General features: G+C 65.1%; 27 protein-coding genes. 10 read left to right on the top strand and 17 right to left on the bottom strand.

What is annotated here, in order from left to right:
* Nucleotides 1-402: a metallopeptidase family protein gene (locus tag AC0L2F_RS14220; protein WP_473248790.1), complete on the bottom strand. Its 402-nt coding sequence runs from the start codon at nucleotides 400-402 to the stop codon at nucleotides 1-3.
* A gap of 155 nt (nucleotides 403-557) precedes the next feature.
* Between AC0L2F_RS14220 and AC0L2F_RS14215 the strand changes: the two genes are divergently transcribed.
* From AC0L2F_RS14215 to AC0L2F_RS14205, 3 genes are all read left to right on the top strand, one after another.
* The gene (locus AC0L2F_RS14215) at nucleotides 558-839 is read left to right on the top strand and encodes a hypothetical protein (RefSeq protein ID WP_473248929.1); all 282 of its coding nucleotides are present in this window, start codon (nucleotides 558-560) and stop codon (nucleotides 837-839) included.
* A 57-nt stretch (nucleotides 840-896) separates the two neighbouring features.
* Nucleotides 897-1,157, top strand: a complete 261-nt coding sequence (locus AC0L2F_RS14210; RefSeq protein ID WP_473248789.1) for a hypothetical protein — start codon at nucleotides 897-899, stop codon at nucleotides 1,155-1,157.
* A gap of 152 nt (nucleotides 1,158-1,309) precedes the next feature.
* A complete protein-coding gene (locus AC0L2F_RS14205) occupies nucleotides 1,310-1,858 on the top strand; it encodes a hypothetical protein (protein ID WP_473248788.1) in 549 nt (182 codons plus the stop codon).
* Nucleotides 1,859-1,972: 114 nt separating this feature from the next.
* Here AC0L2F_RS14205 and AC0L2F_RS14200 read toward each other — a convergent pair whose 3' ends face one another.
* The 7 genes from AC0L2F_RS14200 to ffh all read right to left on the bottom strand — a co-directional run bounded on the left by AC0L2F_RS14200 (nucleotide 1,973) and on the right by ffh (nucleotide 8,164).
* Nucleotides 1,973-2,182, bottom strand: coding sequence for a hypothetical protein (locus AC0L2F_RS14200; protein WP_007604263.1), 210 nt, complete (start codon nucleotides 2,180-2,182; stop codon nucleotides 1,973-1,975).
* 95 nt (nucleotides 2,183-2,277) lie between these two features.
* On the bottom strand, nucleotides 2,278-3,684 hold the full coding sequence (leuC, locus tag AC0L2F_RS14195; protein WP_473248787.1) for a 3-isopropylmalate dehydratase large subunit: 1,407 nt from the start codon (nucleotides 3,682-3,684) through the stop codon (nucleotides 2,278-2,280).
* 451 nt (nucleotides 3,685-4,135) lie between these two features.
* Complete coding sequence (gene rplS / locus AC0L2F_RS14190) at nucleotides 4,136-4,522, bottom strand: 50S ribosomal protein L19 (protein ID WP_007604265.1); 387 nt, start codon at nucleotides 4,520-4,522, stop codon at nucleotides 4,136-4,138.
* 110 nt (nucleotides 4,523-4,632) lie between these two features.
* Complete coding sequence (trmD, locus tag AC0L2F_RS14185) at nucleotides 4,633-5,388, bottom strand: tRNA (guanosine(37)-N1)-methyltransferase TrmD (protein ID WP_473248786.1); 756 nt, start codon at nucleotides 5,386-5,388, stop codon at nucleotides 4,633-4,635.
* 117 nt (nucleotides 5,389-5,505) lie between these two features.
* Entirely contained in the window at nucleotides 5,506-6,072 is a 567-nt protein-coding gene (gene rimM, locus AC0L2F_RS14180) for a ribosome maturation factor RimM (protein WP_473248785.1), read from the bottom strand.
* A gap of 125 nt (nucleotides 6,073-6,197) precedes the next feature.
* Nucleotides 6,198-6,530, bottom strand: a complete 333-nt coding sequence (gene rpsP / locus AC0L2F_RS14175; protein WP_007598827.1) for a 30S ribosomal protein S16 — start codon at nucleotides 6,528-6,530, stop codon at nucleotides 6,198-6,200.
* An 86-nt stretch (nucleotides 6,531-6,616) separates the two neighbouring features.
* The gene (gene ffh / locus AC0L2F_RS14170; protein ID WP_007604277.1) at nucleotides 6,617-8,164 is read right to left on the bottom strand and encodes a signal recognition particle protein; all 1,548 of its coding nucleotides are present in this window, start codon (nucleotides 8,162-8,164) and stop codon (nucleotides 6,617-6,619) included.
* A gap of 445 nt (nucleotides 8,165-8,609) precedes the next feature.
* Between ffh and AC0L2F_RS14165 the strand changes: the two genes are divergently transcribed.
* Nucleotides 8,610-9,674 (top strand): MBL fold metallo-hydrolase, encoded by a 1,065-nt coding sequence (locus AC0L2F_RS14165; RefSeq protein ID WP_007604279.1) that lies wholly within the window; start codon nucleotides 8,610-8,612, stop codon nucleotides 9,672-9,674.
* 60 nt (nucleotides 9,675-9,734) lie between these two features.
* On the opposite strand, the gene AC0L2F_RS14160 is transcribed toward AC0L2F_RS14165, so the two are convergent.
* Together AC0L2F_RS14160 and AC0L2F_RS14155 are read right to left on the bottom strand one after the other, a co-directional pair.
* Complete coding sequence (locus AC0L2F_RS14160) at nucleotides 9,735-10,457, bottom strand: SIMPL domain-containing protein (RefSeq protein WP_007604281.1); 723 nt, start codon at nucleotides 10,455-10,457, stop codon at nucleotides 9,735-9,737.
* 5 nt (nucleotides 10,458-10,462) lie between these two features.
* Nucleotides 10,463-11,236 carry a GyrI-like domain-containing protein gene (locus AC0L2F_RS14155; protein WP_473248784.1) on the bottom strand — a complete coding sequence of 258 codons (774 nt, stop codon included), beginning with the start codon at nucleotides 11,234-11,236 and terminating at the stop codon, nucleotides 10,463-10,465.
* 233 nt (nucleotides 11,237-11,469) lie between these two features.
* Here AC0L2F_RS14155 and dapF point away from each other — a divergent pair, with 233 nt between their 5' ends.
* Together dapF and mtaB are read left to right on the top strand one after the other, a co-directional pair.
* Nucleotides 11,470-12,345: a diaminopimelate epimerase gene (gene dapF / locus AC0L2F_RS14150; RefSeq protein ID WP_473248783.1), complete on the top strand. Its 876-nt coding sequence runs from the start codon at nucleotides 11,470-11,472 to the stop codon at nucleotides 12,343-12,345.
* A complete protein-coding gene (gene mtaB / locus AC0L2F_RS14145) occupies nucleotides 12,345-13,598 on the top strand; it encodes a tRNA (N(6)-L-threonylcarbamoyladenosine(37)-C(2))-methylthiotransferase MtaB (protein ID WP_473248782.1) in 1,254 nt (417 codons plus the stop codon). The genes dapF and mtaB overlap by 1 nt, the downstream gene beginning before the upstream one ends.
* Before the next feature lie 187 nt (nucleotides 13,599-13,785).
* On the opposite strand, the gene AC0L2F_RS14140 is transcribed toward mtaB, so the two are convergent.
* Together AC0L2F_RS14140 and AC0L2F_RS14135 are read right to left on the bottom strand one after the other, a co-directional pair.
* Complete coding sequence (locus AC0L2F_RS14140; protein ID WP_473248780.1) at nucleotides 13,786-14,895, bottom strand: DUF2336 domain-containing protein; 1,110 nt, start codon at nucleotides 14,893-14,895, stop codon at nucleotides 13,786-13,788.
* Nucleotides 14,896-15,127: 232 nt separating this feature from the next.
* The gene (locus AC0L2F_RS14135; RefSeq protein WP_063992348.1) at nucleotides 15,128-15,829 is read right to left on the bottom strand and encodes an RluA family pseudouridine synthase; all 702 of its coding nucleotides are present in this window, start codon (nucleotides 15,827-15,829) and stop codon (nucleotides 15,128-15,130) included.
* 78 nt (nucleotides 15,830-15,907) lie between these two features.
* Between AC0L2F_RS14135 and ftsY the strand changes: the two genes are divergently transcribed.
* On the top strand, nucleotides 15,908-16,855 hold the full coding sequence (ftsY, locus tag AC0L2F_RS14130) for a signal recognition particle-docking protein FtsY (RefSeq protein ID WP_473248779.1): 948 nt from the start codon (nucleotides 15,908-15,910) through the stop codon (nucleotides 16,853-16,855).
* A 3-nt stretch (nucleotides 16,856-16,858) separates the two neighbouring features.
* Complete coding sequence (locus AC0L2F_RS14125; protein WP_007598838.1) at nucleotides 16,859-17,461, top strand: septation protein A; 603 nt, start codon at nucleotides 16,859-16,861, stop codon at nucleotides 17,459-17,461.
* A gap of 104 nt (nucleotides 17,462-17,565) precedes the next feature.
* Here AC0L2F_RS14125 and AC0L2F_RS14120 read toward each other — a convergent pair whose 3' ends face one another.
* The 5 genes from AC0L2F_RS14120 to ccmA form a co-directional block, all read right to left on the bottom strand.
* A complete protein-coding gene (locus tag AC0L2F_RS14120; protein WP_473248778.1) occupies nucleotides 17,566-18,150 on the bottom strand; it encodes a DsbE family thiol:disulfide interchange protein in 585 nt (194 codons plus the stop codon).
* Between the two features lie 10 nt (nucleotides 18,151-18,160).
* Entirely contained in the window at nucleotides 18,161-18,346 is a 186-nt protein-coding gene (gene ccmD / locus AC0L2F_RS14115) for a heme exporter protein CcmD (protein ID WP_106945552.1), read from the bottom strand.
* Nucleotides 18,343-19,131: a heme ABC transporter permease gene (locus AC0L2F_RS14110; protein WP_473248777.1), complete on the bottom strand. Its 789-nt coding sequence runs from the start codon at nucleotides 19,129-19,131 to the stop codon at nucleotides 18,343-18,345. Before AC0L2F_RS14110 ends, ccmD begins: the two co-directional genes overlap by 4 nt.
* 91 nt (nucleotides 19,132-19,222) lie before the next feature.
* Nucleotides 19,223-19,891 carry a heme exporter protein CcmB gene (ccmB, locus tag AC0L2F_RS14105; RefSeq protein ID WP_007604305.1) on the bottom strand — a complete coding sequence of 223 codons (669 nt, stop codon included), beginning with the start codon at nucleotides 19,889-19,891 and terminating at the stop codon, nucleotides 19,223-19,225.
* A 274-nt stretch (nucleotides 19,892-20,165) separates the two neighbouring features.
* Entirely contained in the window at nucleotides 20,166-20,768 is a 603-nt protein-coding gene (ccmA, locus tag AC0L2F_RS14100) for a heme ABC exporter ATP-binding protein CcmA (protein WP_473248776.1), read from the bottom strand.
* A gap of 242 nt (nucleotides 20,769-21,010) precedes the next feature.
* Between ccmA and acnA the strand changes: the two genes are divergently transcribed.
* Together acnA and AC0L2F_RS14090 are read left to right on the top strand one after the other, a co-directional pair.
* Complete coding sequence (gene acnA, locus AC0L2F_RS14095; protein ID WP_473248775.1) at nucleotides 21,011-23,731, top strand: aconitate hydratase AcnA; 2,721 nt, start codon at nucleotides 21,011-21,013, stop codon at nucleotides 23,729-23,731.
* Between the two features lie 231 nt (nucleotides 23,732-23,962).
* Nucleotides 23,963-24,754: a DUF1223 domain-containing protein gene (locus tag AC0L2F_RS14090; protein ID WP_473248774.1), complete on the top strand. Its 792-nt coding sequence runs from the start codon at nucleotides 23,963-23,965 to the stop codon at nucleotides 24,752-24,754.
* Nucleotides 24,755-24,965: the final 211 nt, after the last annotated feature.

The raw sequence follows: 24,965 nt of genomic DNA, 5'->3' as shown, positions 1-24,965 counted from the left end.
CTAACCGGGCTCTTGGGCCTCGATCGCGGTCATATCGTCGTCCGAGAGGCCGAAATGATGGCCGATCTCGTGGATCAGGACGTGGCGGACGATATGGCCGAGGCTTTCGTCGTGCTCGGCCCAGTAATCCAGGATCGGCCGGCGGTAGAGCCACACCATGTTGGGCAGTCGTGCCACGTCGGCAAAACTCTGCTGCGGCAGGCCGACGCCCTGGAACAGGCCGAGCAGGTCGAACTCGCTCTCGCATGCCATCTCGTCCAGGACTTCCTCGGTCGGGAAGTCGTCGACGCGGATGATCACGCCCTCGCACAGCCTACGAAACTCCGCCGGCAGGCGTTCGAACACTTCATGCGCCATCGCTTCCATCTCGGCCAGCGAGGGCGCTTTCAATTCCGTCCACATGGGCTTCTCATAGCGTGGGTTTCGCGGCGATGCATCCGGCTTTATAAGCGCGGCGAGGTTGACGGGCGCCGTCAAAACGGGGAGCTTGGGGCCTCGAAGTGGACGTTCAAATGGGCGGGAAAATGCGAGCGAAAACAGCGCTGACGCTACTGTGCATGGGGTTGTTTTCGCAGTTTTGCGTTGGCGCGGCGGCCCAGACCGCGGCTTCCGGGATCAGGCTCGCCCAGGCGGCCTCACGAGACGATCTGCCGCCGCCGCGCAAGCGGCCCCCGGCGCGCCTGCGCGTCACGCCCTATTACATTCCGGATGGCGTCTATCCTCGCTACAATCCCGGTCCCGATGCGGTCCGCGAGTGCAACGCCACCTATGTGCAGGAATATCGCCCCAGCGGCACGGTGATCGTGCCGCATATGAGCTGCTACTGGCGCCGGGGCTGATACGAGCGCGATGCCATCGCGCGCCGATGAAGCGCCGTGTTGCAGGCAGAGGTCGTCATGACGAAATGGTTCGCATTAGCGGTTGCCGTCGGGCTTGCCGCAGGCCTGCCTCACGCGTCCGCTGCGCACAGGGTGACGAAGCTGCCCGATGCGTCGGCCGGGCGCGCGGTGTTCGACGCCCGCCGACATGTGCGGTCCGACGTCGTGCGATACGCCCCGCGTCCTGATCCGCATTACTATGCGCGGCCTGTCTACTACCGTCCTTATCCTTACGGCATGCCCGCACCCTTCGTGCTCGGCTTCGGGCCGTGGTGGTGACGTCGTAGCGCGACGCCGGGCACGTCGTTCATTCATGAGGCATTCACGTCGCTGTCCCTAATTTAATCTTGGGAGCGGCCGTCAATGAACAGCGCTGACGCGCGACGCGAACGAGCGTCGCAACTCTGCTGTCCAGATTCAGGGAGAAGTCCATGCTGAGAATATTGGGTCTCAGGGCAAGCCCGATGCGCTTGCTCGGGATTGCGGCCGCCGCGACGCTGATGCTGTCGGCCGGAACGACGCGTCCTGCTGAAGCAATGACTCCAATCAATCCGACCGCGTTGCCTGCGGCGAAGGCCGCAAGTGACGACATGATCCAGGTTCGCCACGGCGGCGGTGGGCATGGCGGCGGCGGCTTCCATGGCGGCGGCGGTTTCCACGGTGGAGGCGGCTTTCACGGTGGCGGAGGACATATCGGTGGCTTCCGCGGCGGTGGTTTCCACGCTGGCGGCTTCCGCGCCGCGCCCGCCTTTCATGGCGGCGGCTATCGCTACGGCGGAATTCATCACTACGGCGGCTATCACCGCTATGGCGGCTATCGCCCCGCCTATTACGGCCATCGCCATTTCCACCGGCGCTACTATGGCGGCTACTATCCCTATTACCACCATCCGCGCCGCTGCCGGGTCATCTGGACCTATTACGGCCCGCGCCGCGTCTGCCGCTGGCATCGCTGGCACCATCCGTACCGCTATTGGTGATGGATGTGAGTTGTGTCGTCATGCCCGGGCTTGTCCCGGGCATCCACGATCTTTCTGTGCAAGTCGAAGAACGTGGATGGCCGGGACGAGCCCGGCCATGACGGAGAACGTCGGTTAAAGCCAGTCCTTCAGTTTCCACGTCGCCGACGTCCATCGCGTCAGGTTCTCGATCTTCCACTGCTTGAACATCGCCGGCGGCCAGCGGCTGAGCTTCGAGGTCTCCTCGACCTCGGGCTTGGCGACCATGCGCAGCGGCGCGGCGCGCCGCCGATGCTGGGGCGTCGCCGCGCTGATCAGATCGACATATTCAGGCTTGCTGGCCATGAGCTCGTGTCCTCGCGAAACCCTCGCGAGGACGCAGTGTCGGCGCTGCCGATTAACGGCGGTTTGCCGCGATCGCTCAAATTAAAGCGAGCGGCTTACCGCCACTCCCTGATGTCGACGAAGTGACCCGCGATCGCCGCGGCTGCGGCCATCGCCGGCGACACCAGATGGGTGCGGCCCTTGAAACCCTGGCGGCCCTCGAAATTGCGGTTCGAGGTCGAGGCGCAACGCTCTTCCGGCGCCAGCTTGTCGGGGTTCATCGCGAGGCACATCGAGCAACCGGGCTCGCGCCATTCGAAGCCGGCCTTGATGAAGATCTTGTCCAGACCTTCAGCCTCGGCCTGCTCCTTCACGAGGCCGGAGCCCGGCACGACCATGGCGTTGACGCCGCCTGCGACCTGCTTGCCTTCCGCGATCTTGGCGGCGGCGCGCAGATCCTCGATCCGGCCGTTGGTGCAGGAGCCGATGAAGATGCGGTCGAGCTTGATGTCGGTGATCTTCGTCCCCGCGGTCAGGCCCATGTACTTCAAGGCACGGTGCTTGGAGAGACGCTTGGCCTCGTCCGCAATCGTGTCGGGATCGGGTACGCTGCCGGTGACCGAGATGACGTCCTCAGGCGAAGTGCCCCAGGTCACGATCGGCGGCAGCTTCGCTGCATCGAGCCGCAGCTCGTGGTCGAAATGCGCGCCTTCGTCCGAGCGCAACTTCTCCCAGTAACGCATCGCCGCGTCCCAATCCGCGCCCTTCGGCGCCTTCGGACGATCGCGCAGGAAGTCGAACGCCTTCTGGTCCGGCGCGACCAGGCCGGCGCGCGCGCCACCTTCGATCGACATGTTGCAGACCGTCATGCGGCCTTCCATGCTGAGCGCGCGGATCGCGTCGCCGGCGTATTCGAGCACGTAGCCGGTGCCGCCAGCGGTGCCGATCTCGCCGATGATGGCGAGGATGATGTCCTTGCCCGTCACGCCGTCAGGCAATTTGCCGTCCACGGTGACGCGCATGTTCTTCGCCTTCTTCTGGATCAGCGTCTGCGTCGCCAGCACATGTTCGACTTCCGACGTGCCGATGCCGTGCGCGAGCGCGCCGAACGCACCATGCGTCGAGGTGTGGCTGTCACCGCAGACGATGGTGGTGCCGGGCAGCGTGAAGCCCTGCTCGGGGCCGATGACGTGGACGACGCCCTGACGCTTGTCGAACTCGTCGTAATATTCGATGCCGAATTCCCTGGCGTTATCGGCCAGTGCCTTGATCTGCTCGATGCTTTCAGGATCGGGGTTCGGCTTGGTGCGGTCGGTGGTCGGCACGTTGTGATCGACCACGGCCAGCGTCTTCTCCGGCGCATGGACCTTGCGGCCGGTGGCGCGCAGGCCTTCGAACGCCTGCGGTGAAGTGACCTCGTGCACCAGATGGCGATCGATATAGAGCAGGCAGGTGCCGTCCTCGGCTTCGTGCACCAGATGGTCGTTCCAGATCTTGTCGTACAATGTGGTCGGCTTGGACATGAGCGTCAGCTCCAGGAATGTTGTGTAGAGCGGGTTGCGCGGCTGGCGCGCGGGGGCAACCAAATCGTCAGCGCAGCTTTTAGGCTGCGCGCGTAAGCTCTGACGTTGCCGAGGTCGCGAAGCGTCCGAAGAACCGGCCGGGCAGCCGCGAGCGATCGTCGATGACGACGCGCTTGACGGGCGAGAGGCTGGTCAAATCTGGAAACATTCCAAGAATATATAGCAGGCCGAACCGGAATCGCGAGGGCTTTCAAGGCTCGCGCAAGACATGCCCCTCACCCTGAGGAGCGCGCCTCAGCGCGCGTCTCGAAGGGCGAGGCCACAGGCGGGCCTGCATTCTTCGAGACGCGCGTTCCGCGCTCCTCAGGATGAGGGTCGAGACATGCGAACAGCCAACAAAAAAGCGCGGGGTTTGGCCCCGCGCTCTCGATAACTCGCCTGTAAGCGGAGCTTACTCGTTGACGGCAGCAGCCGGGCGGTCCTGCTTCTTCTCGACGATGCGGGCCGACTTGCCGCGAAGGTTGCGGAGATAATAGAGCTTGGCGCGACGCACCTTGCCGCGGCGCACCACCTTGATCGAGTCGATCATCGGCGACATCACCGGGAACACGCGCTCCACGCCTTCGCCGTACGAAATCTTGCGCACCGTGAAGCTCTCGTTGAGACCGCCGCCGGAACGGCCGATGCAAACGCCTTCATAGGCCTGCACGCGGGTGCGGTCGCCTTCGACGACCTTCACGTTGACGATCACGGTATCGCCGGGACCGAATTCCGGAATCTCCTTGCTGGCGGAGAGCTTGTCGAATTGCTCTTTTTCGAGCTGTTGGATCAGGTTCATGGGTAAATCTCCATCGGCGCGCCCAGCCTTGGAAAACGGGGGCTGCGCGAAATTCGTTTATCCAGCCATTGCGGATGTGGCCGCTGCTATAAGGCAAGCCGGAGCGTTTGTCACCCGTCTGTCTTGTTTTTTGGCGTTTTTTGGCGTCCGGCCCGATTCGGGACTTTGCTCGGGATCTGGGCCCACAAATCCGGTCGCCGGGCCGCCGTCAGGGCCTCGGATTCCGCCCGTCGCCAGCTGGCGACTTTGGCATGGTCGCCGGAGGTCAGGATCTCCGGGATCGGGGCTCCCTCGAACAGCTGCGGCCGCGTGTATTGGGGGTACTCGAGCAGGCCGTCCGAAAAGCTTTCCTCGGTTCCCGAGGCTTCCTTGCCCATCACGCCCGGCAGCAGGCGAACGCAGGCGTCGATCAGGGCCAGGGCCGCGATTTCGCCGCCGGAGAGCACGTAATCCCCGATCGAGACCTCCTCCAGGCCCCGCCCGTCGATCACGCGCTGGTCCACCCCCTCGAACCGCCCGCAGACGATCAGGGGGCCGGGGCCTTTCGCCAGCTCCATGACCCGAGCCTGGGTCAATGGCCGCCCCCTCGGGCTCATCAGCAGTTTCGGCCGGTCCGGGCCGATCCCGGCGGCGTCGATGGCCGCCGCCAGAACATCGGCCCGAAGCACCATGCCCGGCCCACCGCCGGCCGGGGTGTCGTCGACGCTGCGGTGGCGGTCGGTGGCCGAGGTCCGGATGTCCCGCGCCTCAAGCTCCCAGAGCCCGCCAGCCAACGCCCGGCCGGCCAGGCTCACGCCCAGCGGCCCCGGAAACATCTCCGGAAACAGCGTCAGCACCGTCGCGCGCCAGGGTGAGGAAGTCGTCATCGGGTCTCAGTTATTGTCGTCCCGGACAAGCGGAGCGCAGATCCGGGACCCATAACCACCGCACTTCGTTTTGCGGCGGCTGGAGCGATCAGCTTAGCCAAAAATTCTGGCCTGTGGTTATGGGTCCCGGCCCCCCGTGCGCAAGTTGCGCACTAGGCCGGGACGACCCGGGGAGGGATCCTCGCCCTCGATCTCCTCGGGCAGCGCGATCACGACGCGGCCGCCCGTGAGATCGACCTCCGGCACCACCGCGTCCGTGAACGGCAGCAGCATCGTGGTGCCTTGGGGCGGCGCGATCTCGATGATGTCGCCGGCGCCGAAATTGTGGATCGCGAGCACGCGGCCGAGCGCATCGCCCGCCGTGGTGACGGCTGCGAGCCCGATCAGATCGGTGTGGTAATATTCGCCCTCGTCCGTCGCGGGCAGCTTTTCGCGCGCGACGTAGAGCTCGATGCCGTTGAGGCGCTCGGCCTCATCGCGGGTCGTTACGCCCTTGAACGTTGCAACCAGATGATCCTTGGCCGCGCGCGCCGTTGCGACCTCGAACCGGCGCTTGCCGTCCTTGGACGAGAGCAGGCCGTAGCTCCGCACGGCAAATGGATCTTCGGTGAAGGTCCACAGTTTGACCGCGCCGCGCACGCCATGCGGGGCGCCGATCCGCGCGACGCAAACGAGCTGAGACATCAGCTGGCCTCGTCCTTCGAGACGCCGCTTCGCGGCTCCTCAGGATGAGGAGATAGACCCTCATGCTGAGGAGCACGGCACAGACCGTGCGTCTCGAAGCATGAAGGCCCGGCCATCGAAGCGCCTTAACCCTTCGCGGCGGCTTCGGCCTGCGCCTTGCGCTCTTTGCGCGGCACGGCCTTTTCCGGGTTGTTGCGCACTTCGCGCTTCTTGACGCCGGCGGCGTCGAGGAAGCGGGACACACGGTCCGACGGCTGCGCGCCCTTGGCGAGCCAGGCCTTCACCTTGTCCATGTCGAGCTTCAGTCGGGTCTCGTTGTCCTTCGGCAGCAGCGGGTTGAAATAGCCGAGACGCTCGATGAAGCGGCCATCGCGGGGAAAGCGCGAATCGGCGACGACGACGTGATAGACGGGGCGCTTCTTGGTGCCAGCACGGGCGAGACGGATAACGACGGACATGTAAGTTCTCCTTCAAAGTACGTTTTGTTCGGTTGATTGGTATTCCGCGTTGCGCGAGACCGTTGCGATCTCCCGCGACGAATTCCTCATTTCTTCTTGCCGGGGAAACCGCCGAGGCCCGGCAGCATCGGCTTGCCGCTCAGTCCGGTCAGGCCCGGAACGTTCGGCAGACCCTGGCGCAGCCCGGGAGGCAAATCCTTCGGCAGGTTGGGCAGACCTTGTCCGCCGCCACCCTGCATCTTCTCCTGCAGCGCCTTCATCTCTTCCGGCGACGGCGGCTTCATGCCACCGCCAAAGCCCATCGCCTGCGCGATGCCGGCGAGCGGACCGCGCTTGCCGGAGCCCATGGCCTTCATCATGTCGGCCATGTTCCGGTGCATCTTGAGCAGCTTGTTGACCTGCTCGACGCTCTGGCCGGAACCCGCGGCGATGCGCTTCTTGCGGCTGGCCTTGAGCAGATCGGGATGACGGCGCTCGTCGCGCGTCATGGAATCGATCACCGCGACCTGACGCTTCAAGATCTTGTCGTCGATGCCGGCGGCCGCGATCTGGTTCTTCATCTTGGCGATGCCGGGCATCATGCCCATCAGCCCGCTGATGCCGCCCATGTTGGCCATCTGCGACAGCTGCTCGCGCATGTCGTTGAGGTCGAACTGACCCTTGCGCATCCGCTCGGCGGTGCGCGCGGCCTTTTCGGCGTCGATGTTGGCGGCCGCGCGTTCGACCAGCGACACCACGTCGCCCATGCCGAGGATGCGCCCCGCAATTCGGTCGGGATGGAAATCCTCCAGCGCATCGGTCTTTTCGCCGGTGCCGAGCAGTTTGATCGGCTTGCCGGTCACCGCGCGCATCGACAGCGCGGCGCCGCCGCGGCCGTCGCCGTCGACTCGGGTCAGCACGATGCCGGTGAGGCCGACGCGCTCGTCGAAGGCGCGGGCGAGATTGACGGCGTCCTGGCCGGTGAGGCTGTCTGCCACCAGCAGCACTTCATGCGGATTGGCGGCGGCTTTGATGGCCGCCGCTTCCGCCATCATCTCCTCGTCGAGCGTGGTGCGGCCGGCGGTGTCGAGCAGCACGACGTCGTAGCCGCCGAGCTTGCCGGCCTCCAGCGCGCGTTTCGCGATTTGGGCCGGCTGCTGGCCGGCGACGATCGGCAGTGTCGGAATGTCGAGGTCGCGGCCCAGGACGGCCAGCTGCTCCATCGCCGCGGGACGGTAGATGTCGAGCGAGGCCATCAGCACCTTGCGCTTGTCGCGCTGGACCATGCGACGGGCAAGCTTTGCGGTGGTGGTGGTTTTGCCGGAGCCTTGCAGGCCGACCATCATGATCGGCACCGGCGGCACGGAATTGATGTCGATGGTCTGGCTTTCGGCGCCGAGCGTGTTGATCAGCTCGTCATGGACGATCTTGACCACCATCTGGCCTGGCGTCACCGACTTGACGACGGTGGCGCCGATGGCCTGCTCGCGGACCCGCTCGGTGAAGCTGCGCACCACCTCTAACGCGACGTCGGCTTCCAGCAGCGCACGGCGCACCTCGCGCATCGCGGCGTCGACGTCCTTTTCGGTCAGCGCACCGCGCCCCGTCAGACGATCGAGAATGCCGCCAAGCCGTTCCGACAGATTGTCGAACAATGCCGTTGTCCCTTGTCCTGCCTAAGCAGGGTTGCCGTATTCACCGTCGTCATGCCCCGGCTTGACCGGGGCATCCAGTACGCCGCGGCGCGTCGGCTCAAGCCGAGCTGCCTCTGGAATACTGGATCCCCCGCCTTCGCGGGGGATGACACCTTCGCGAAGCGATCTTCCAAACACCTTTACGCCCGAGGGCGCATCGCGCTGTCGGGCGTTGGCCTCTGGCCTCTGGGGCCAGTGGGCGGGTCGAAAAGAAAGCCTTTCCGAGAAAGTGGCCGGGTTAAACGCCGCTGCCGCCCGAAAGTCAAGGAAAGTTAGGATGGCTGGGGCGGCTTTGGAAGGCAAAGCCTTGAAAAGATGAACTTTCCGGCGGCGGGTTCCTTTTCCGCGGACCCCGCCCATATAGCGGTGATGCCTTACCGTCCCGACCATTCCTGAAGCCAGATCCGTGCCGATCACCCGCCGCCGCCTGTTCGGACTGCTCGCCGGTGCCGGCGCATTGGTCGGCGTGCCCTCCCTTTGGATGTCCCGCATGAAAACCTATGACGGCCCGGTCTCCGACCATTTCGACGGCCTGAACTTCTTCGATCCGGACGGCGTGCCGCCGAAATCGCTTCGTGAGGTCCTGCGCTGGCAATTTGGCGGCAAGCGGCAGCGCGCGAGCTGGCCGGATTGGGCGCCGAGCCCCCATGCAGACACCCCGCCGGACCGCGTCGACGGCGACAAGGTGCGGCTCTCGTTCGTCGGCCACGCCAGCTGGCTGATCCAGACCGGCGGCCTCAACATTCTCGTCGATCCGGTCTGGTCGACGCGGGTCTCGCCCGTCAGCTTTGCCGGGCCGAAGCGGCACAACGATCCCGGCATCGCCTTCGATCATTTGCCGAAGATCGATATCGTGCTGGTCTCGCACGGCCATTACGATCATCTCGACATGGCGACGCTGTCGCGACTCGCCAAGAATTTTGCCCCGCGTGTGGTGACCCCGCTCGGCAACGACGTCACGATGCGCAGCACCGATGCGACGATCAAGGTGGACGCGTTCGACTGGCACGATCGCGTCGAGCTCGGCGGCGGTATCGCCGTGACGCTGGTGCCGACCCGGCACTGGTCGGCGCGCGGCATGTTCGACCGCAACAAGGCGCTGTGGGCGAGTTTCGTGCTGGAGACGCCTGCGGGGAAAGTCTATGTCGTCTGCGATTCCGGCTATGGCGATGGCAGGCATTTCCGCCGCGTCGCCGAGAAGCACGGGCCGTTACGCCTGGCGATCCTCCCGATCGGCGCCTACGAGCCGCGCTGGTTCATGCGCGATCAGCACATGAACCCGGAAGACGCGGTGAAGGCGCTGGCGGATTGCGGCGCGCAGGCCGCACTCGGGCATCACCACGGCACGTTTCAGCTGACAGATGAGGCAATCGATGCGCCAGCGAAGGCGCTGGTCGAGGCACTCGATGCCGCGAAGGTGCCGCAGGAAAGATTTGTGGCGATGAAGCCGGGGCAGGTGATGGAGATTTAGCTTCGTCGTCGCTGCTAACACCTTCGCCGGGACGACATGGAGTCTGTCGCGGCACCTGCCCTACTGCTCTTTCGCCTTGATCGCCCAGCTCACATTCACCGTCACCGCCAGCGTTTCCTCGCCCGGCGCAACGGCCGCGCCGCCCGCGGCCATGGGTGCTGCGGCCATGCGTCCCTTGAACAGCGGCATCGGGGCGCCGCCTTCGGACACGCTGAGCGGCGCGCCCAGCGTGACGCCGGTGGCCCTGGCGTAGATCTCCGCTTTGCGGCGGGCGTCTGCGACAGCCTTCTCTCGGGCATCGTCGAGCAATTTCGAGGCCTGCGTCACTTCGAAGGAGATGTTGCCGATATCGTTGGCGCCGGCGCCGACCAGCGTGTCGATGATGGCGGCGACCTTGGTCACGTCGCGGATCTTCACGGTGACGCGGTTTGAGGCGCGGAAGCCGACCACCGGCGAGGCGCCGGTGGATTTGTTCTGGCCGTATTGCGGCTGCAGCGACAGCCGCGAGGTCTGGTAATCCTTCTCGTCAATGCCTGCGCCCTTTAGCGCCAGCAGCACCTTGCCCATCGCGGCGTTGTTGGCGTCGGAAGCTTCCTTCGCAGACTTGGCGTCGTTGGCGACGCCGGCGTCGATCTGCGCCAGATCAGGCGCGGCGGAGATGGTGGCCTCGCCGCTCACCGAAATCGCGGACGGAAAATCGTCGGCGAGCGCGGGCGTTGCCAGCAGTGCGGCGGCAAAGGACGTAACAAGGGAGGTCATCAAAAGGCTGGCAGGCTTTTTCATCGGTCTCACTTCAGCGGCACGAATACATTGATCACGAGCTTGTCCTCGGCCGTCTTCAGGGGATCGGTGAGGTACTCCTCGATGAAGGTGTCTTTGGCTTCCAGCTTCTTGTCGTCGAGGTGATTGGTGATCGCCTCATAGGTGTTGTCCATGTTGTCGTAGGAGCCGCGATGGACGAATTTCAAGGCCTTGCCTTCCGGCGATTTGCCGACGCTCATGTCCTTGGGCAGGTTCTTCGGGTCCTGCTCGACCGGGATCTCGGCAAGGAAGGTGAAGCCGGTATCGTCGGTCGAGGTGTAGACGATCATCGAATTGCCGGCGGGCTTGATGCCCTGCTTGTCCAGAATTGTGTTCAGCGCCTTGAACGCGTCGATCAGCGTGTCGAAGGCCGAGTCCCAATTGGCAGTGCCCTTGACCATCACGACCTTCTTGGGCTCGAGCGTGGTTTCCTGGCCGAAGGGATCGGCCGTCTGCACGGGAGCCGGCGACGCGGCGGCGGCCGGGGGTGGAGTGGCCGGGCTGGGTGAGGCACTGGCGGCGGGCGAGGGCGAGGTTGCAGGGGACGTGGCAGGGCTTGGCGAGGCGCTGGCCGCCGGCGCCGGCGTGGCCACCGGTGCAGCGCTCGCGGCCGGGGAGGGCGAAGCTGACGGGGCCGGCGAGGGGCTCGCTGATGCGGCCGGCGCCGGGCTCGGCGTCTGGGCCAGCGTGGCGGACAGACCAAACGACGCGGCGGCTGCCGGGATCAGCGCGGCCAAAGCAAGACGACGAAACCTGAACATTCTAATTCTCCCCAAAACCTTGCGCGCCAAGGTCTTAACCCACCGAGGCCCTAACCCGGCTGCGCCGTCCCGGTTTGCGCGAATTGCGCCGTTCTAACACGCGAGCGCCGAATTCGTCCCATGACAGATGCGTCATGGCAGACGTCCTGGCAGCGTCCTGGCTCTCGGCGGCAAATCACTGGCCAAGAGGGCCAAGGATCGCCATATAAGGCAGGCGAAATTCGGGAATTTTCATGAGCGCGCTGGCCAACCACGCATTTGCCAAGATGAACGGCATCGGTAACGAGATCGTCGTTGTCGACATGCGCGATTCCGCCTCAAAGGTGACCCCGGACGATGCCCGCGCGGTGGCATCGGCGCGTGGCGGCGTGCGCTACGACCAGCTCATGGTGCTGCAGAAGCCGCGCTTCGACGGCACCGAAGCGTTCATCAGCATCTACAACAGTGACGGCTCCGAGGCCGGCGCCTGCGGCAACGGCATGCGCTGCGTGGTGCGGCGCGTTTTCGAGAAGACCGGCCAGACCAATGCAACGTTCGAGACGGCCGCGGGCCTGCTCAATGCTTGGCAGGGTCCGGCGCCGGATCTTTATACGGTGGACATGGGCGCGCCAAAGTTCGGCTGGCAGGACATTCCGCTCGATCAGGAATTCCGCGACACCCGCTACATCGAATTGCAGATCGGCCCGATCGACAATCCGATCCTGCATTCGCCCTCGGTGGTCAGCATGGGCAATCCGCATGCGATCTTCTGGGTCGATGACGTCAACGCCTACGATCTCGAGCGTTTCGGTCCGCTGCTGGAAAACCATCCGATCTTCCCCGAGCGCGCCAACATCACGCTCGCCCATATCGTCGATCCCCAGCACATCACGATCCGCACCTGGGAGCGCGGCGCCGGCCTGACCAAGGCCTGCGGCTCGGCCGCTTGTGCCACGGCGGTTGCGGCCGCGCGGCTGAAGCGCGCCGAGCGCAATGTCGAGATCACGCTGCCCGGCGGCAAGCTCGGCATCGAATGGCGCGAGCGCGACGATCACGTGCTGATGACGGGCACGGCGACCTTCGAATATGAAGGCAGTTTCGATCCCGCGCTGTTCGCGCCGGTCGGGTAATGACCGTCGACATCGTCACCTTCGGCTGCCGCCTCAATGCCTTCGAGGCCGAGGTGATCCGCCGCGAGGCGGAAGGCGCGGGACTCTCCGACACCATCGTCATCAACAGCTGCGCCGTCACCAACGAAGCGGTGGCGCAGGCGAGGCAGTCGATCCGCAAATTGAAGCGCGAGCGGCCGGGAGCGCGCATCGTCGTCACCGGTTGCGCGGCGCAGACGCAAAGCGGCATGTTTGCCGAGATGGCCGAAGTCGACCGCGTCGTCGGCAATGACGACAAGATGCGGTCGTCTGCGTGGCGCGAGGCGCGTGCGGCGTTCGATCTCGGTGCGAGCGAAAAAATAGCCGTCAGCGACATTATGGCGGTGAAGGAGATGGCGCCGCATCTGATCGACGGCTTTGCGAGCGGCCTGCCGCGCGTTTTCGTCCAGGTGCAGAACGGCTGCGACCATCGCTGCACCTTTTGCATCATTCCGTTTGGGCGCGGCAATTCGCGCTCGGTGCCGATGGGCGCCGTGGTCGATCAGGTGCGGGCATTGGTCGAGCGCGGCCATGCCGAGATCGTCTTGACAGGCGTCGATCTCACCAGTTACGGCACTGATCTGCCGGGCGCGCCGAAACTCGGCACGCTGACGAAGCAGATCTTGCGGCATGTGCCTGAGCTGAGGCGCCTGCGCATCTCCTCGATCGATTCGATCGAGGCGGACAGCGACCTGCTGGATGCCATCGCCGAGGATCTGCGGTTGATGCCGCATCTGCACCTGTCGCTGCAGTCCGGTGACGACTTGATCTTGAAGCGCATGAAGCGGCGGCATACGCGCGGCGACGCCATCGCGTTCTGCGACCAGGTCCGCCGCCTGCGCCCGGATATCGCGCTGGGTGCCGACATCATTGCGGGCTTTCCGACCGAGACCGAGGCGATGTTCTCGCGTTCGCTCGATCTGGTCGAGGAATGCGGCCTGACGTTCCTCCACGTCTTCCCCTATTCGCCGCGGCCCGGCACCCCCGCCGCGCGGATGCCGCAGGTGGCGAGCGGTGCAATCAAGCAGCGGGCGAAGCGGCTACGCTTGGCCGGTGAGGCCGCGCTTCTGCAGCGGCTGCAAGCCGAGATCGGCGCCACGCGTGAGGTGCTGATCGAGGGCGACGGTCAGGGGCGGACGGAGCATTATTTGCCGGTGGCAATTGCGGGCGAGCGTATCGGCAGCGTCGTGCCGCTGCGGATCGCCGGTCGTGATGGCGCGCGGCTGACGACGTAATTTGCCGTCATTCCACAACTGCATCCCCAACGTCGTCCTGGCGAAAGCCAGGATCCATTACCCCAAGGAGAGGTTGTTGCACGCAATTGCCAACTACAAGTCTTCGCCAAACTGAATTCGGTGGTTATGGGTCCTGGCTTTCGCCAGGACGACGGCGGAGGGCGCAGCGCGGCCCAAAATGCATACCTTAAGACGCGCGCACCTGCCAGAACCGCAGCGTCCGCCGCGCATTCTCCGGGGTCATGCGCGCGTAATGGCTTTGAGCCCGTGCGATATCGGGCGGCTTCATCGCGCCGGTCGCAAAGCGGCTCTGAAGCACGGCGGCGGTGGTTTCCCAGCTGAGCTGCGCCGCCTTGCACGGCACCAACAGGCCGTCCTCGCGCAGGCTTTGCATCAGCGGGCGTATCACTTCGACGGTCGATCCCGACAATGCGGCCAATGCGGCCACCGCTTCTTCATAACGCCGCTGCGTGGCGTAACCGAGCAGCGTCGCTTCGTTGAGCTGGCCGGCCGCCTTGAGGCCTGCGACGGCGCGCTTGGCACCTTCGAAATCGCGGGCCCCCGACATCTCGCGCTCGACACCGACGGTGACGGCGGCGATCGCGGTCTGGATCTCCTCGAACAGGTGCGGCGGCGCGCGCGACAACAAGCGGGTCCGCACGGCATCGCTCGCCGAGCGCAGCAATTGTCGGCGCAGGTCCGACGGCAGATCGACGCGGACGCCGACGCTGACGGCGAGTTCGGGATCGGCCTCGGCCTGTCCGACGATGACGGCGAATCCGTTGCCGGAAACGCGCGCGCCGGGATTGGCGGCGAGCCGCCGGCTGACGCTGGGATAACGCCGCGCCAGCAATGCATCGGTGACGATCTCCTTCAGCCACCAGCGTCCGGCGACCGCGAGCAGATGCGGCTCGCCCTTGCTCGATGCGATCTGCACCAGCGCGCCGTCATCAAGGCGCGCGGATTCCTGCAGCACGGGACCGGCGATGCGGATTTCGTCATTGTTGGCGAGGCGGCGAATGACCGACGGCGGTGCCTGCGCGATCGGCGCGAGCTGCGCGCTGATCTCGGCGAGCGCTACGCGCGCACCCATGTCGGCGATGGCGCGGAGCTCGATGGTGCCGATCAGGCGATCGAGCACGTCGTCGAACAGTGCGATCTGCTCGTCGTCGAAACTGCCGGCGGAGGACAGGAACAGGTCGGTGACGCGGCGGGCGGTTGCCAGGCCCTTTTCCGCCGAGCCAGTCCGAAGCGCGGACTCGACCTCGTCGATGATCGATAGTTCGGCCGTGGACATGACGCGCAGCTCGTCCTGAGCAGATTGACGGAAGCTTGTTCTAAGCAACAATTATCATTAGCGACGAGCACTGAACGTTTCGTAAACTATAGGGAGCGTGGCGGGCACTGTTCCTCATCCTGGGGAGCCCGCGAAGCGGGCGTCTCGAAGGATGGCCGCGAGCGAGATGCGGGCCTTTCATGGTTCGAGACGGCGCTGACGCGCCTCCTCACCATGAGGGCGAGCAGTTGGGCTACTCCCCGTTCCACCCGCAGGCGCGGAGCCGCTCGTGCATGTGGGGCGGGGCCGGCGCCACCACGCGGACCGGCTCCTTGTTGCGGGAGATCGGCACCACGATCTCGCGGGAATGCAGGTGCAGCTTCGGCTCGCCGAAGCGCGGGCCGTTGCCGTAAATGTTATCGCCGAAGATCGGCCAGCCGGTCGCGGACGCATGCACCCGCAATTGATGGGTCCGCCCGGTCACCGGTTCCATGGCGAGCCAGGTCAGGCCGCCGCCCCGGCCCATCACCTTCCAGTTTGTGATGGCCTTCTGGCCCTCCGGGTCCGGCTTCTGCCACCAGCCGCGCTCGGCGTTCAGCCGCCCGAGGGGCATGTCGATGGTGCCTTCGTCCTCGGTGGGGCCGCCCTCGACGATGGTCCAGTAGGTCTTGCCGATCTTGCCATGCTTGAACAGCAGGCCGAGCGAGGCCGTCGCCTTGCGATGGCGGCCGAGCACGAGGCAACCGGAAGTGTCCTTGTCCAGCCGGTGGGCCAGCACCGGCGGCCGCGGCAGGCCAAACCGGAGTGCGTCGAAGGAAGTTTCCAGATTGGCGCCGCCCTTGGGACCGCGATGCACCGGCAGGCCGGCCGGCTTGTCGATGACCAGCATCAATCCGTCGCGATGGAGCACGCGCGCGAGGATTTCATCGGCGGTCAATTCGGGAACATCGAGCAATTGCAAGACTTTCGTTCTCGGCGAGACTTTCGGTCAAGACTTTCGTTTGGGAGCCGGAACGGCTAACACACCGCCACCATGAACGATACCACCCCCGAGACCCCCAAGCTGAGCTGGTGGCGCCGCCTGTCCGACGGGCTGAAGCGCACCTCGTCCTCACTCGGGACCGCGGTCGCCGACCTCGTGACCAAGCGCAAGCTCGACCGCGCCATGCTCGACGACATCGAGGACGTGCTGCTGCGCGCCGACCTCGGCACCTCGGTCGCGGTGCGGATTGCGGACGCCGTCGGCACGGGGCGCTACGACAAGGCGATCTCGGCGGACGAGGTCAAGGACGTCGTCGCGACCGAAGTCGAAAAGGTGCTGGCGGCGGTGGCAAAACCGCTCGTGATCGACACGGGCAAGAAGCCCTTCGTCATCCTCGTGGTCGGCGTCAACGGCTCCGGCAAGACCACGACCATCGGAAAACTCTCGCAAAAATTCGCGTCCGAAGGCCGCAAGGTGATGCTGGCCGCCGGCGACACGTTTCGCGCCGCGGCGATCGAGCAGCTCAAGGTCTGGGGCGAACGCACGAAGACGCCCGTCATATCAGGTGCGCAAGGCTCGGATTCGGCGAGCCTCGCCTTCAACGCGCTGACGGCGGCGAAGGAGCAGGCCATCGACGTGCTCCTGATCGACACCGCCGGGCGGCTTCAGAACAAGGCCGAGCTGATGAACGAGCTCGAAAAGGTCGTGCGCGTCATCCGCAAGGTGGACGCGACTGCGCCGCATGCGGTGCTGCTCGTGCTGGACGCCACCGTCGGCCAGAACGCGCTGTCGCAGGTCGAGGCGTTCCATCGCACCGCCGGGGTCACCGGCCTCGTGATGACGAAGCTCGACGGCACCGCTCGTGGCGGCATTCTGGTGGCGCTCGCGGAAAAATTCAAACTCCCGGTGCATTTCATCGGCGTCGGCGAAGGCGTCGACGATCTCGCGCCATTCACCGCGCGCGATTTCGCCCGCGCCATTGCCGGAATCGAAAGCTGAAGAATGGACAAGACCCAGCCGCATCCGCTGTTCAAGCTTGCGACCGAGCTCGGGCCGCTGCTCGTGTTCTTCTTCGTGAATGCGAAGTTCAACCTGTTCGCCGCGACCGGCGCCTTCATGGTCGCGATCGTCGCGGCGATGATCGCCTCCTATGTGGTGACGCGCCACATTCCGATCATGGCGATCGTGACAGGCGTCATCGTGCTGGTGTTCGGCACGCTGACCCTGGTGCTGCACGACGAGACCTTCATCAAGCTCAAGCCGACCATCATCTACGCTTTGTTCGCCGCGATCCTCGGCGGCGGCCTGTTGTTCGGCCGCTCCTTCATCGCCGTCATGTTCGACCAGATGTTCAATTTGACGCCGCAGGGCTGGCGCATCCTGACGCTGCGCTGGGCGCTGTTCTTCGCCGGCATGGCGGTGTTAAACGAGATCGTCTGGCGCACCCAGAGCACCGACTTCTGGGTCAACTTCAAGGTGTTCGGCGTCACGCCGATCACCATGATCTTCGCCATCGCCCAGATGCCGCTGACCAAGCGCTATCACCTCGAGCCGGCGTCGCTGGAAGCCAGCGAGGCCGAGGCGGGGGATGTGAGGAAGGGGTAGCGCTCTCTCAGCTCGTCATTGCGAGCGAAGCGAAGCAATCCAGAATCTATCCGCGGAGGGATGCTGGATTGCTTCGTCGCAAGGGCTCCTCGCAATGACGGTGGCTATTTCAACGCCCTTTCCATCTGCGGCAACAGCACCGTCCGCAAATTGTCCGGCGTGATCGGTCCCACCAGCTTGTAGACGATGGTGCCTTCGCGGCCGACGACGAAAGTCTCGGGCACGCCATAGACGCCCCACTCGATCGAGGCGCGGCCGTTGGCGTCGACGCCGACGTGGCCGAACGGGTTGCCGTAGCGCCCCAGGAAGCGCCGCGCATTGTCGGCGGCATCCTTGTAGTTGATGCCGACGAGCTGGAAGCGCTTGTCTTTTGCCAATTCGGTCAGCAGCGGCGCCTCGTCGTGGCACGGCACGCACCAGGACGCCCAGACATTGACGAGGCTGACCTTGCCCTTGAACGCAGCCGGATCGAGGCCGGGGATCTGCGCGTTGTCAGCCTGCAATCCCTCGAGCGGCGGCAGCGTGGTTTGCGGCGCGGGGCGTCCGATCAGCGCGGACGGGATCCGCGAGGGATCGCCGCTGCCGAGCCGGAACCAGAACAACAGCGCCAGGCCGATGAACGCGATCAGCGGCAGCACCATCAGGAAGGTGCGGCGCTGCGGCGGAGCTGACGTCGATTGCTCGCTCATGCTCGATCTCTCATGGCCGATCCGTCGCGCTACGGCCGGAGCGGCGGGTGACGCCGCTGCGCTCGAGCTCGCGCAGGCGCTGTGTCTGGCTCCGATAATCGAGCACGATCCAGCCGATCAGGATCACGACCACGAGGGCGGCCGCGGCATAGGACGTCACGATGAAGGACGCGTAGGGACCGAGCGACATGATCATGCAGCCCCCACTTCTTTTGACGTGCTGCCTTCACGCGAGCCGGTGCCGACGTCTGAAAACGCCACACGGCTCGCCTGCATCATCTGCAGGGACCGTACGCGCCGGCGCAATATCTCGTTGCGCATCGCAGCCAGATGCAGCGTGACGAACAGCAGGGTGAACGCGATGGCCATCACCAGCAGCGGAATCAGGAATGATTTGTCGAGCGACGAGCCGCCCATCCGCATCACCGAGGCCGGCTGGTGCAGCGTGTTCCACCAGTCGACCGAGAACTTGATGATCGGCAGGTTGAGCGCGCCGACCAGCGTCAGCACGGCGGCGGCGCGTGCCGCGCGGGAGGGCTCGTCGACCGCGCGCCACAGCGCCATCAGGCCGAGATACATCAGGAACAGGATCAGCACCGAGGTCAGCCGCGCGTCCCATTCCCAATAGGTGCCCCACATCGGTCGGCCCCACAGCGAGCCCGTCAGCAGCGCGAGGAAGGTGAAGGCGGCGCCGATCGGGGCGGCCGCTTTCGCGGCCACGTCGGCGAGCGGATGCCGCCACACCAGCGTGCCCAGGGAGGCAATGCTCATCACTCCCCACACGAACATCGACAGCCAGGCATTGGGCACGTGGATGAACATGATCTTCACTGTCGCGCCCTGCTGATAGTCGTCGGGCGCGGTGGCGGACTGATAGAGCCCGATCGCGAGCAGGATGATTGTCGCGGCCGCAAGCCACGGCAGCAGCCGCGCCGTCAGCGCGAGGAACCGTGTGGGGTTGGCGAGGTCGATCAGCGTCATGGTATCCTGATAATCACAGGTAAGCGCTCACGCAATCAGCACGAATGTCCGCAGCGAAAGTTGATCGGGGTCAAGGTCAGTCCAGTCCATCTCAGTCCAGTCCATGCTTCAGGCTCGCCGCGGCCGCGAAGGGGCCGATCACGAGGCTGACCAGCGACAGCGCGCACAGGATCGAGAACGGCGCGCCGAACGTCATGGGTCCGACGATCACCGCCTGTGAGGCCGCGACGCCGAAAATCAGCACCGGGATCGACAGCGGCAGCACCAGGACCGCCATCAGCAAGCCGCCACGATGCAGCGTCACCGCCAGCGCCGCACCGATCATCCCGGTAAACGTCAGCGCCGGGGTGCCGGCGAGCAGCGTCAGCGCCACCGCGCCGGTCGCGACCATGTCGAGGTTGAGCAGCAGGCCGAGCACGGGGGTTGCGACGATCAGCGGCAGGCCGGCGGCCAGCCAATGCGCCAGCGCTTTCGACGCGCAGGCGAGTTCCAGCGGGGTCCGGCTCATGGTGATCAGGTCGAGCGAGCCGTCCTCGTGGTCGGCCATGAACAGCCGGTCCAGGGTCAGCAGGCTCGCCAGTAGCGCCCCTAGCCACAGGATCGCCGGCCCCAGCCGCGACAGCAGTGCCAGATCCGGCCCCACCGCAAACGGCATCAGCACCACCACGGTCAGAAAGAACAGCACGCCAATCAACGCCCCGCCGCCGACGCGGAGCGCGATCCGGATGTCCCGGCGGATCAGGGCAGACAGGGCGGTCATGCCACTGCTCCTAGAGGTGAGGAGGCAACGTCGGCCGGGTACCCCGGGCGATCTGCGCTCCCTCCCCCCTTGTGGGGGAGGGCGGGGGAGGGGGGTAGCCCCGGGGAAGATGGTTCTTGGGTGCGGGCCGCGAGCAACAGAGCGCCCGCCTGCCGAACGTTGGAATCGAGAGAGTGCGCCGTGTGGCACCCCCCTCCCTGACCCTCCCCCACAAGGGGGGAGGGAACGGAGGGGGCGGAGTTCGGCCGCTCGAAAAACTGAGGGTCCATCGGAATTACACCATCCCCCCGATCCGCAGCTCCCGCGAATCGATCCCGAGCGCGGCGTGGGTGGCGGCGACGATCAGGCCGCCGCGGCCGAGGTGCTCGCGCATCAATCCGGAAAACATCTCCTGTCCCGCGACATCGAGCGCCGTGGTCGGCTCGTCTAACAGCCAGACCGGTCGGCGGACGGTCAGCAGGCGGGCCAGCGAGAGCCGGCGGCGCTGGCCGGCGGACAGGAAGGCGGCGGGCAGATCGGCGGCATGGTCGAGCCCGACGATGGCGAGGCTCTCGCCGGCGTCAAAACGCTCGCCGCCCAGAAAATCGGCCCAGAATGTCAGATTCTCCGCCACGCTCAGGGCCGGCTTCAGGGCGTCGCGATGACCGAGATAGTGGCATTGCTCCGGCAGCGTCAGCTCGGCATCGCCTCCGGCCAGCGCGATCGTGCCGCCCGCCGGAATGAGCAGCCCCGCGATCAGCCGCAGCAGCGAGGTCTTGCCCGATCCGTTGCGGCCCACGACTGCCACGGCTTCGCCGGAGCCGGCGTCGAAATCGAGCCCGGAAAACACCTCGCGCCCGCCCCGCACGCAACTGACCCGGCGTCCGGAAAGCTGCATCTTGTCTCGTATCGATCCGCTCAAAGCCAGGCCTCAGGAAATCTTGGGGTAGCGTACGGGAATTTTTGGCTCGCGGATTGCCGCGGCTCGATTGTGGCTGTGGCGGCGCGGTTAGAAAGCTTCTATAAGCCCGGAACTACTTGATGCAGCAACTCAACCTGCCCCCGCAAGCGACTCAGCCTGCCTACGCTGACGGTGTTAAAATACCCTGCCGGGTATAACTGACAATTGGGATTTCCTACATGACCTCGCTCGACAGCTTCAAATGCAAAAAGACCCTCAAGGTCGGCGCCAAGACCTATGTCTATTACAGCCTGCCCACGGCCGAGAAGAATGGTCTGAAGGGAATCTCGAAACTCCCCTACTCGATGAAGGTCTTGCTCGAGAACCTGCTCCGCAACGAGGACGGCCGCTCGGTCAAGAAGGAAGACATCGTCGCGGTCTCGAAGTGGCTGCGCAAGAAGTCGCTGGAGCATGAGATCGCCTTCCGCCCGGCGCGCGTGCTGATGCAGGACTTCACCGGCGTCCCCGCCGTCGTCGATCTCGCCGCGATGCGCAACGCGATGCAGAAGCTCGGCGGCGATGCCGAGAAGATCAATCCGCTGGTGCCGGTCGACCTCGTCATCGACCACTCCGTGATCGTGAACTTCTTCGGGGACAACAAGGCCTTCGGCAAGAATGTCACCGAGGAATACAAGCAGAACCAGGAGCGCTACGAGTTCCTGAAGTGGGGCCAGAAGGCGTTCTCGAACTTCTCCGTCGTGCCGCCCGGCACCGGCATCTGCCATCAGGTCAATCTCGAATATCTCTCCCAGACGGTGTGGACCAAGAAGGAGAAGATGACGGTCGGCAAGAAGACCGGCACATTCGAGGTCGCCTATCCCGACTCCCTGGTCGGCACCGATTCCCACACCACCATGGTCAACGGTCTCGCCGTGCTCGGCTGGGGCGTCGGCGGCATCGAGGCGGAAGCCTGCATGCTCGGCCAGCCGCTGTCGATGCTGTTGCCCAACGTCGTCGGCTTCAAGCTGAAGGGCGCGATGAAGGAAGGCGTCACCGCGACCGACCTCGTGCTGACCGTGACGCAGATGCTGCGCAAGCTCGGCGTGGTCGGCAAGTTCGTCGAGTTCTTTGGCCCCGGCCTCGACCATCTCTCGGTCGCCGACAAGGCGACCATCGCCAACATGGCGCCCGAATATGGCGCGACCTGCGGCTTTTTCCCGGTCGATGCCGCCGCGCTCGATTATCTCAAGACCTCCGGCCGCGCCTCGGCGCGCGTCGCGCTGGTGCAGGCCTATGCGAAGGCGCAAGGGCTGTTCCGCACCGCCAAGTCGGCCGATCCGGTATTCACGGAGACGCTGACGCTCGACCTCGGTGACGTCGTGCCCTCGATGGCCGGCCCGAAGCGTCCCGAAGGCCGCATTGCGCTGCCATCCGTGGCCGAGGGCTTCTCGCTCGCCCTCGCCAGCGAATACAAGAAGGCCGAGGAGCCGGCGAAGCGCTTTGCCGTCGAAGGCAAGAAGTTCGATATCGGCCATGGCGACGTCGTGATCGCCGCGATCACCTCCTGCACCAACACCTCGAACCCGAGCGTGCTGATCGGCGCCGGTCTTCTGGCGCGCAACGCCGCCGCGAAGGGCCTCAAGGCAAAGCCGTGGGTGAAGACCTCGCTCGCCCCGGGCAGCCAGGTGGTGGCGGCCTATCTCGCCGATTCCGGTCTCCAGGCCGATCTCGACAAGGTCGGCTTCAACCTGGTCGGTTTCGGCTGCACCACCTGCATCGGTAATTCCGGTCCGCTGCCCGAGGAGATCTCGAAGTCGATCAACGACAACGGCATCGTCGCGGCTGCGGTGCTCTCCGGTAACCGCAACTTCGAAGGCCGTGTCTCGCCGGACGTGCAGGCGAACTATCTCGCCTCGCCGCCGCTCGTGGTCGCCCACGCGCTCGCGGGCACCGTCACCAAGAACCTCGCGGTCGAGCCGCTCGGTGAAGGCAAGGACGGCAAGCCGGTCTACCTGAAGGACATCTGGCCGACCACAAAGGAGATCAACGCCTTCATGAAGAAGTTCGTGACCGCGTCGATCTTCAAGAAGAAGTATGCCGACGTGTTCAAGGGCGACACCAACTGGCGCAAAATCAAGACCGTCGAGAGCGAAACCTATCGCTGGAACATGAGCTCGACCTATGTGCAGAACCCGCCCTATTTCGAAGGCATGAAGAAGGAGCCGGAGCCGGTCACCGACATCGTCGAGGCCCGCATCCTCGCCATGTTCGGCGACAAGATCACCACCGACCACATCTCGCCGGCCGGTTCGATCAAGCTCACCTCGCCCGCGGGGAAATATCTCAGCGAGCACCAGGTGCGTCCGGCCGACTTCAACCAGTACGGTACGCGGCGCGGCAACCATGAAGTCATGATGCGCGGCACCTTCGCCAATATCCGCATCAAGAATTTCATGCTGAAGGGCGCCGACGGCAACATTCCGGAAGGCGGTCTCACCAAGCACTGGCCGGACGGTGAGCAGATGTCGATCTACGACGCCGCGATGAAGTACCAGCGGGAACAGGTGCCGCTGGTGGTGTTCGCCGGCGCCGAATACGGCAACGGCTCCTCGCGCGACTGGGCCGCGAAGGGCACGCGTCTGCTCGGCGTGCGCGCCGTGATCTGCCAGAGCTTCGAGCGCATCCACCGCTCCAATTTGGTCGGCATGGGCGTGCTGCCGCTGACCTTCGAGGACGGCACCTCCTGGTCCTCGCTTGGCCTGAAGGGCGACGAGAAGGTCACGCTGCGTGGTCTCATCGGCGATCTGAAACCGCGCCAGAAGCTGACCGCCGAGATCGTCTCCGGCGACGGTTCGCTGCAGCGCGTTTCGCTGCTTTGCCGCATCGATACGCTGGACGAGCTCGAATACTATCGCAACGGCGGCATCCTGCATTACGTGCTGCGCAAGCTCGCGGCGTAAGCGCGGATTTGTGAACGGTGGCTCACTGCGAAGTGAGTAGTAGGTTACACGAAGGCGGCCTATCACAAGGCCGCCTTCACGCGTTTGCGGCAGGCTTCAGATGGGCCCGCCCGGCAGAGAACCTCGTCTTGGACGGTTCTTGGACGGACAAATGTGTGAGGCCCGTAAGACTACGGTGACCATCCGGCGGTAAGATTTCCCTCTCATGAGCAATGGTGTGCGGCGTTCGACATGACAACAATGACGGCTTCTCATCTGGTTTCACGCAACGTGATCTCGAGGTGGTCCGGCGCCCTCTGGTCGGGTGCACTTGGTCTCTGTGCGATCGTCGCCGTCATTCGCCCTGCCGAGGCTGATCCCCGCGCCGTTGTCGAATTGTTTACCTCGCAGGGCTGCTCCTCCTGCCCGCCGGCCGACAAGATCATCGGCGATCTCTCCCGCGATCCCTCGATCATCGCGCTGAGCATGCCGATCGACTATTGGGACTATCTCGGCTGGAAGGACACATTGGCCGATTCGCGCTTCTCTGCACGGCAGCGGGCCTATTCACGCATGCGCGGCGACCGCGAAGTCTACACGCCGCAGGTTGTGGTCAACGGCTCCACGCATGTCGTCGGCAGCGACCGCACCGGCATCGAAAGCGCCATCGGCAAAACCGACACGGGCACTGGTGTGATGAGCGTGCCCGTGACGATGTCGCTCGCTGGCAAACAGATCAACGTCTCGGTGGCCGCGAGCAAGGAGCCGACGGCGTCCCACGGCGAGGTCTGGATCTGCTCCATTGCGAAGTCGGTGCCGATCGCGATCAGCCGTGGCGAAAATCGCGGACAGCAGGTCATCTATCACAACGTGGTGCGCAACCTGCTCAAGGTCGGCGACTGGACCGGCCGTCCGGAAAGCTGGACGGTGCCGATCGAGAACCTCACGCGCGACGGCGTCGACGGTGCCGTGGTCTATGTCCAGGACGGCAGCCGGGAGAGACCGGGCCCGATGCTGGGCGCGGCGTACACGTCGCTGCACTGATTCGATTCTTTCTTCCTAGGCGTCGTACTCGCTCTCAACCCTCATGGTGAGGAGCGCGCCCTTGCGCGCGTCTCGAACCATGCAGGCCCGGCGGCAGACATCTCAGGCCTCGATCCTTCGAGGCGCCGCTTCGCGGCTCCTCAGAGCTTGAGAATGTTTTGCTCCCGCCGGGAGAGTTTTGCATTGCCTGGAGAGCGGTGACCCCAAGGTT

Source organism: Bradyrhizobium sp. Ken64, from assembly GCF_055807555.1.
The sequence above is the reverse complement of the archived record's forward strand: the minus strand, read 5'-3'. Positions and strand labels throughout refer to the sequence as shown.

What these genes read in the sequence shown, in the direction of transcription:
- AC0L2F_RS14220 (WP_473248790.1), bottom strand. Translation starts at nt 402, where the DNA reads ATGTGGACGGAATTGAAAGCGCCCTCGCTGGCCGAGATGGAAGCGATG.
- AC0L2F_RS14215 (WP_473248929.1), top strand. Translation starts at nt 558, where the DNA reads ATGGGGTTGTTTTCGCAGTTTTGCGTTGGCGCGGCGGCCCAGACCGCG.
- AC0L2F_RS14210 (WP_473248789.1), top strand. Translation starts at nt 897, where the DNA reads ATGACGAAATGGTTCGCATTAGCGGTTGCCGTCGGGCTTGCCGCAGGC.
- AC0L2F_RS14205 (WP_473248788.1), top strand. Translation starts at nt 1,310, where the DNA reads ATGCTGAGAATATTGGGTCTCAGGGCAAGCCCGATGCGCTTGCTCGGG.
- AC0L2F_RS14200 (WP_007604263.1), bottom strand. Translation starts at nt 2,182, where the DNA reads ATGGCCAGCAAGCCTGAATATGTCGATCTGATCAGCGCGGCGACGCCC.
- leuC (WP_473248787.1), bottom strand. Translation starts at nt 3,684, where the DNA reads ATGTCCAAGCCGACCACATTGTACGACAAGATCTGGAACGACCATCTG.
- rplS (WP_007604265.1), bottom strand. Translation starts at nt 4,522, where the DNA reads ATGAACCTGATCCAACAGCTCGAAAAAGAGCAATTCGACAAGCTCTCC.
- trmD (WP_473248786.1), bottom strand. Translation starts at nt 5,388, where the DNA reads ATGACGACTTCCTCACCCTGGCGCGCGACGGTGCTGACGCTGTTTCCG.
- rimM (WP_473248785.1), bottom strand. Translation starts at nt 6,072, where the DNA reads ATGTCTCAGCTCGTTTGCGTCGCGCGGATCGGCGCCCCGCATGGCGTG.
- rpsP (WP_007598827.1), bottom strand. Translation starts at nt 6,530, where the DNA reads ATGTCCGTCGTTATCCGTCTCGCCCGTGCTGGCACCAAGAAGCGCCCC.
- AC0L2F_RS14160 (WP_007604281.1), bottom strand. Translation starts at nt 10,457, where the DNA reads ATGAAAAAGCCTGCCAGCCTTTTGATGACCTCCCTTGTTACGTCCTTT.
- AC0L2F_RS14155 (WP_473248784.1), bottom strand. Translation starts at nt 11,236, where the DNA reads ATGTTCAGGTTTCGTCGTCTTGCTTTGGCCGCGCTGATCCCGGCAGCC.
- dapF (WP_473248783.1), top strand. Translation starts at nt 11,470, where the DNA reads ATGAGCGCGCTGGCCAACCACGCATTTGCCAAGATGAACGGCATCGGT.
- mtaB (WP_473248782.1), top strand. Translation starts at nt 12,345, where the DNA reads ATGACCGTCGACATCGTCACCTTCGGCTGCCGCCTCAATGCCTTCGAG.
- AC0L2F_RS14140 (WP_473248780.1), bottom strand. Translation starts at nt 14,895, where the DNA reads ATGTCCACGGCCGAACTATCGATCATCGACGAGGTCGAGTCCGCGCTT.
- ftsY (WP_473248779.1), top strand. Translation starts at nt 15,908, where the DNA reads ATGAACGATACCACCCCCGAGACCCCCAAGCTGAGCTGGTGGCGCCGC.
- AC0L2F_RS14125 (WP_007598838.1), top strand. Translation starts at nt 16,859, where the DNA reads ATGGACAAGACCCAGCCGCATCCGCTGTTCAAGCTTGCGACCGAGCTC.
- AC0L2F_RS14120 (WP_473248778.1), bottom strand. Translation starts at nt 18,150, where the DNA reads ATGAGCGAGCAATCGACGTCAGCTCCGCCGCAGCGCCGCACCTTCCTG.
- ccmD (WP_106945552.1), bottom strand. Translation starts at nt 18,346, where the DNA reads ATGATCATGTCGCTCGGTCCCTACGCGTCCTTCATCGTGACGTCCTAT.
- AC0L2F_RS14110 (WP_473248777.1), bottom strand. Translation starts at nt 19,131, where the DNA reads ATGACGCTGATCGACCTCGCCAACCCCACACGGTTCCTCGCGCTGACG.
- ccmB (WP_007604305.1), bottom strand. Translation starts at nt 19,891, where the DNA reads ATGACCGCCCTGTCTGCCCTGATCCGCCGGGACATCCGGATCGCGCTC.
- ccmA (WP_473248776.1), bottom strand. Translation starts at nt 20,768, where the DNA reads ATGCAGCTTTCCGGACGCCGGGTCAGTTGCGTGCGGGGCGGGCGCGAG.
- acnA (WP_473248775.1), top strand. Translation starts at nt 21,011, where the DNA reads ATGACCTCGCTCGACAGCTTCAAATGCAAAAAGACCCTCAAGGTCGGC.
- AC0L2F_RS14090 (WP_473248774.1), top strand. Translation starts at nt 23,963, where the DNA reads ATGACAACAATGACGGCTTCTCATCTGGTTTCACGCAACGTGATCTCG.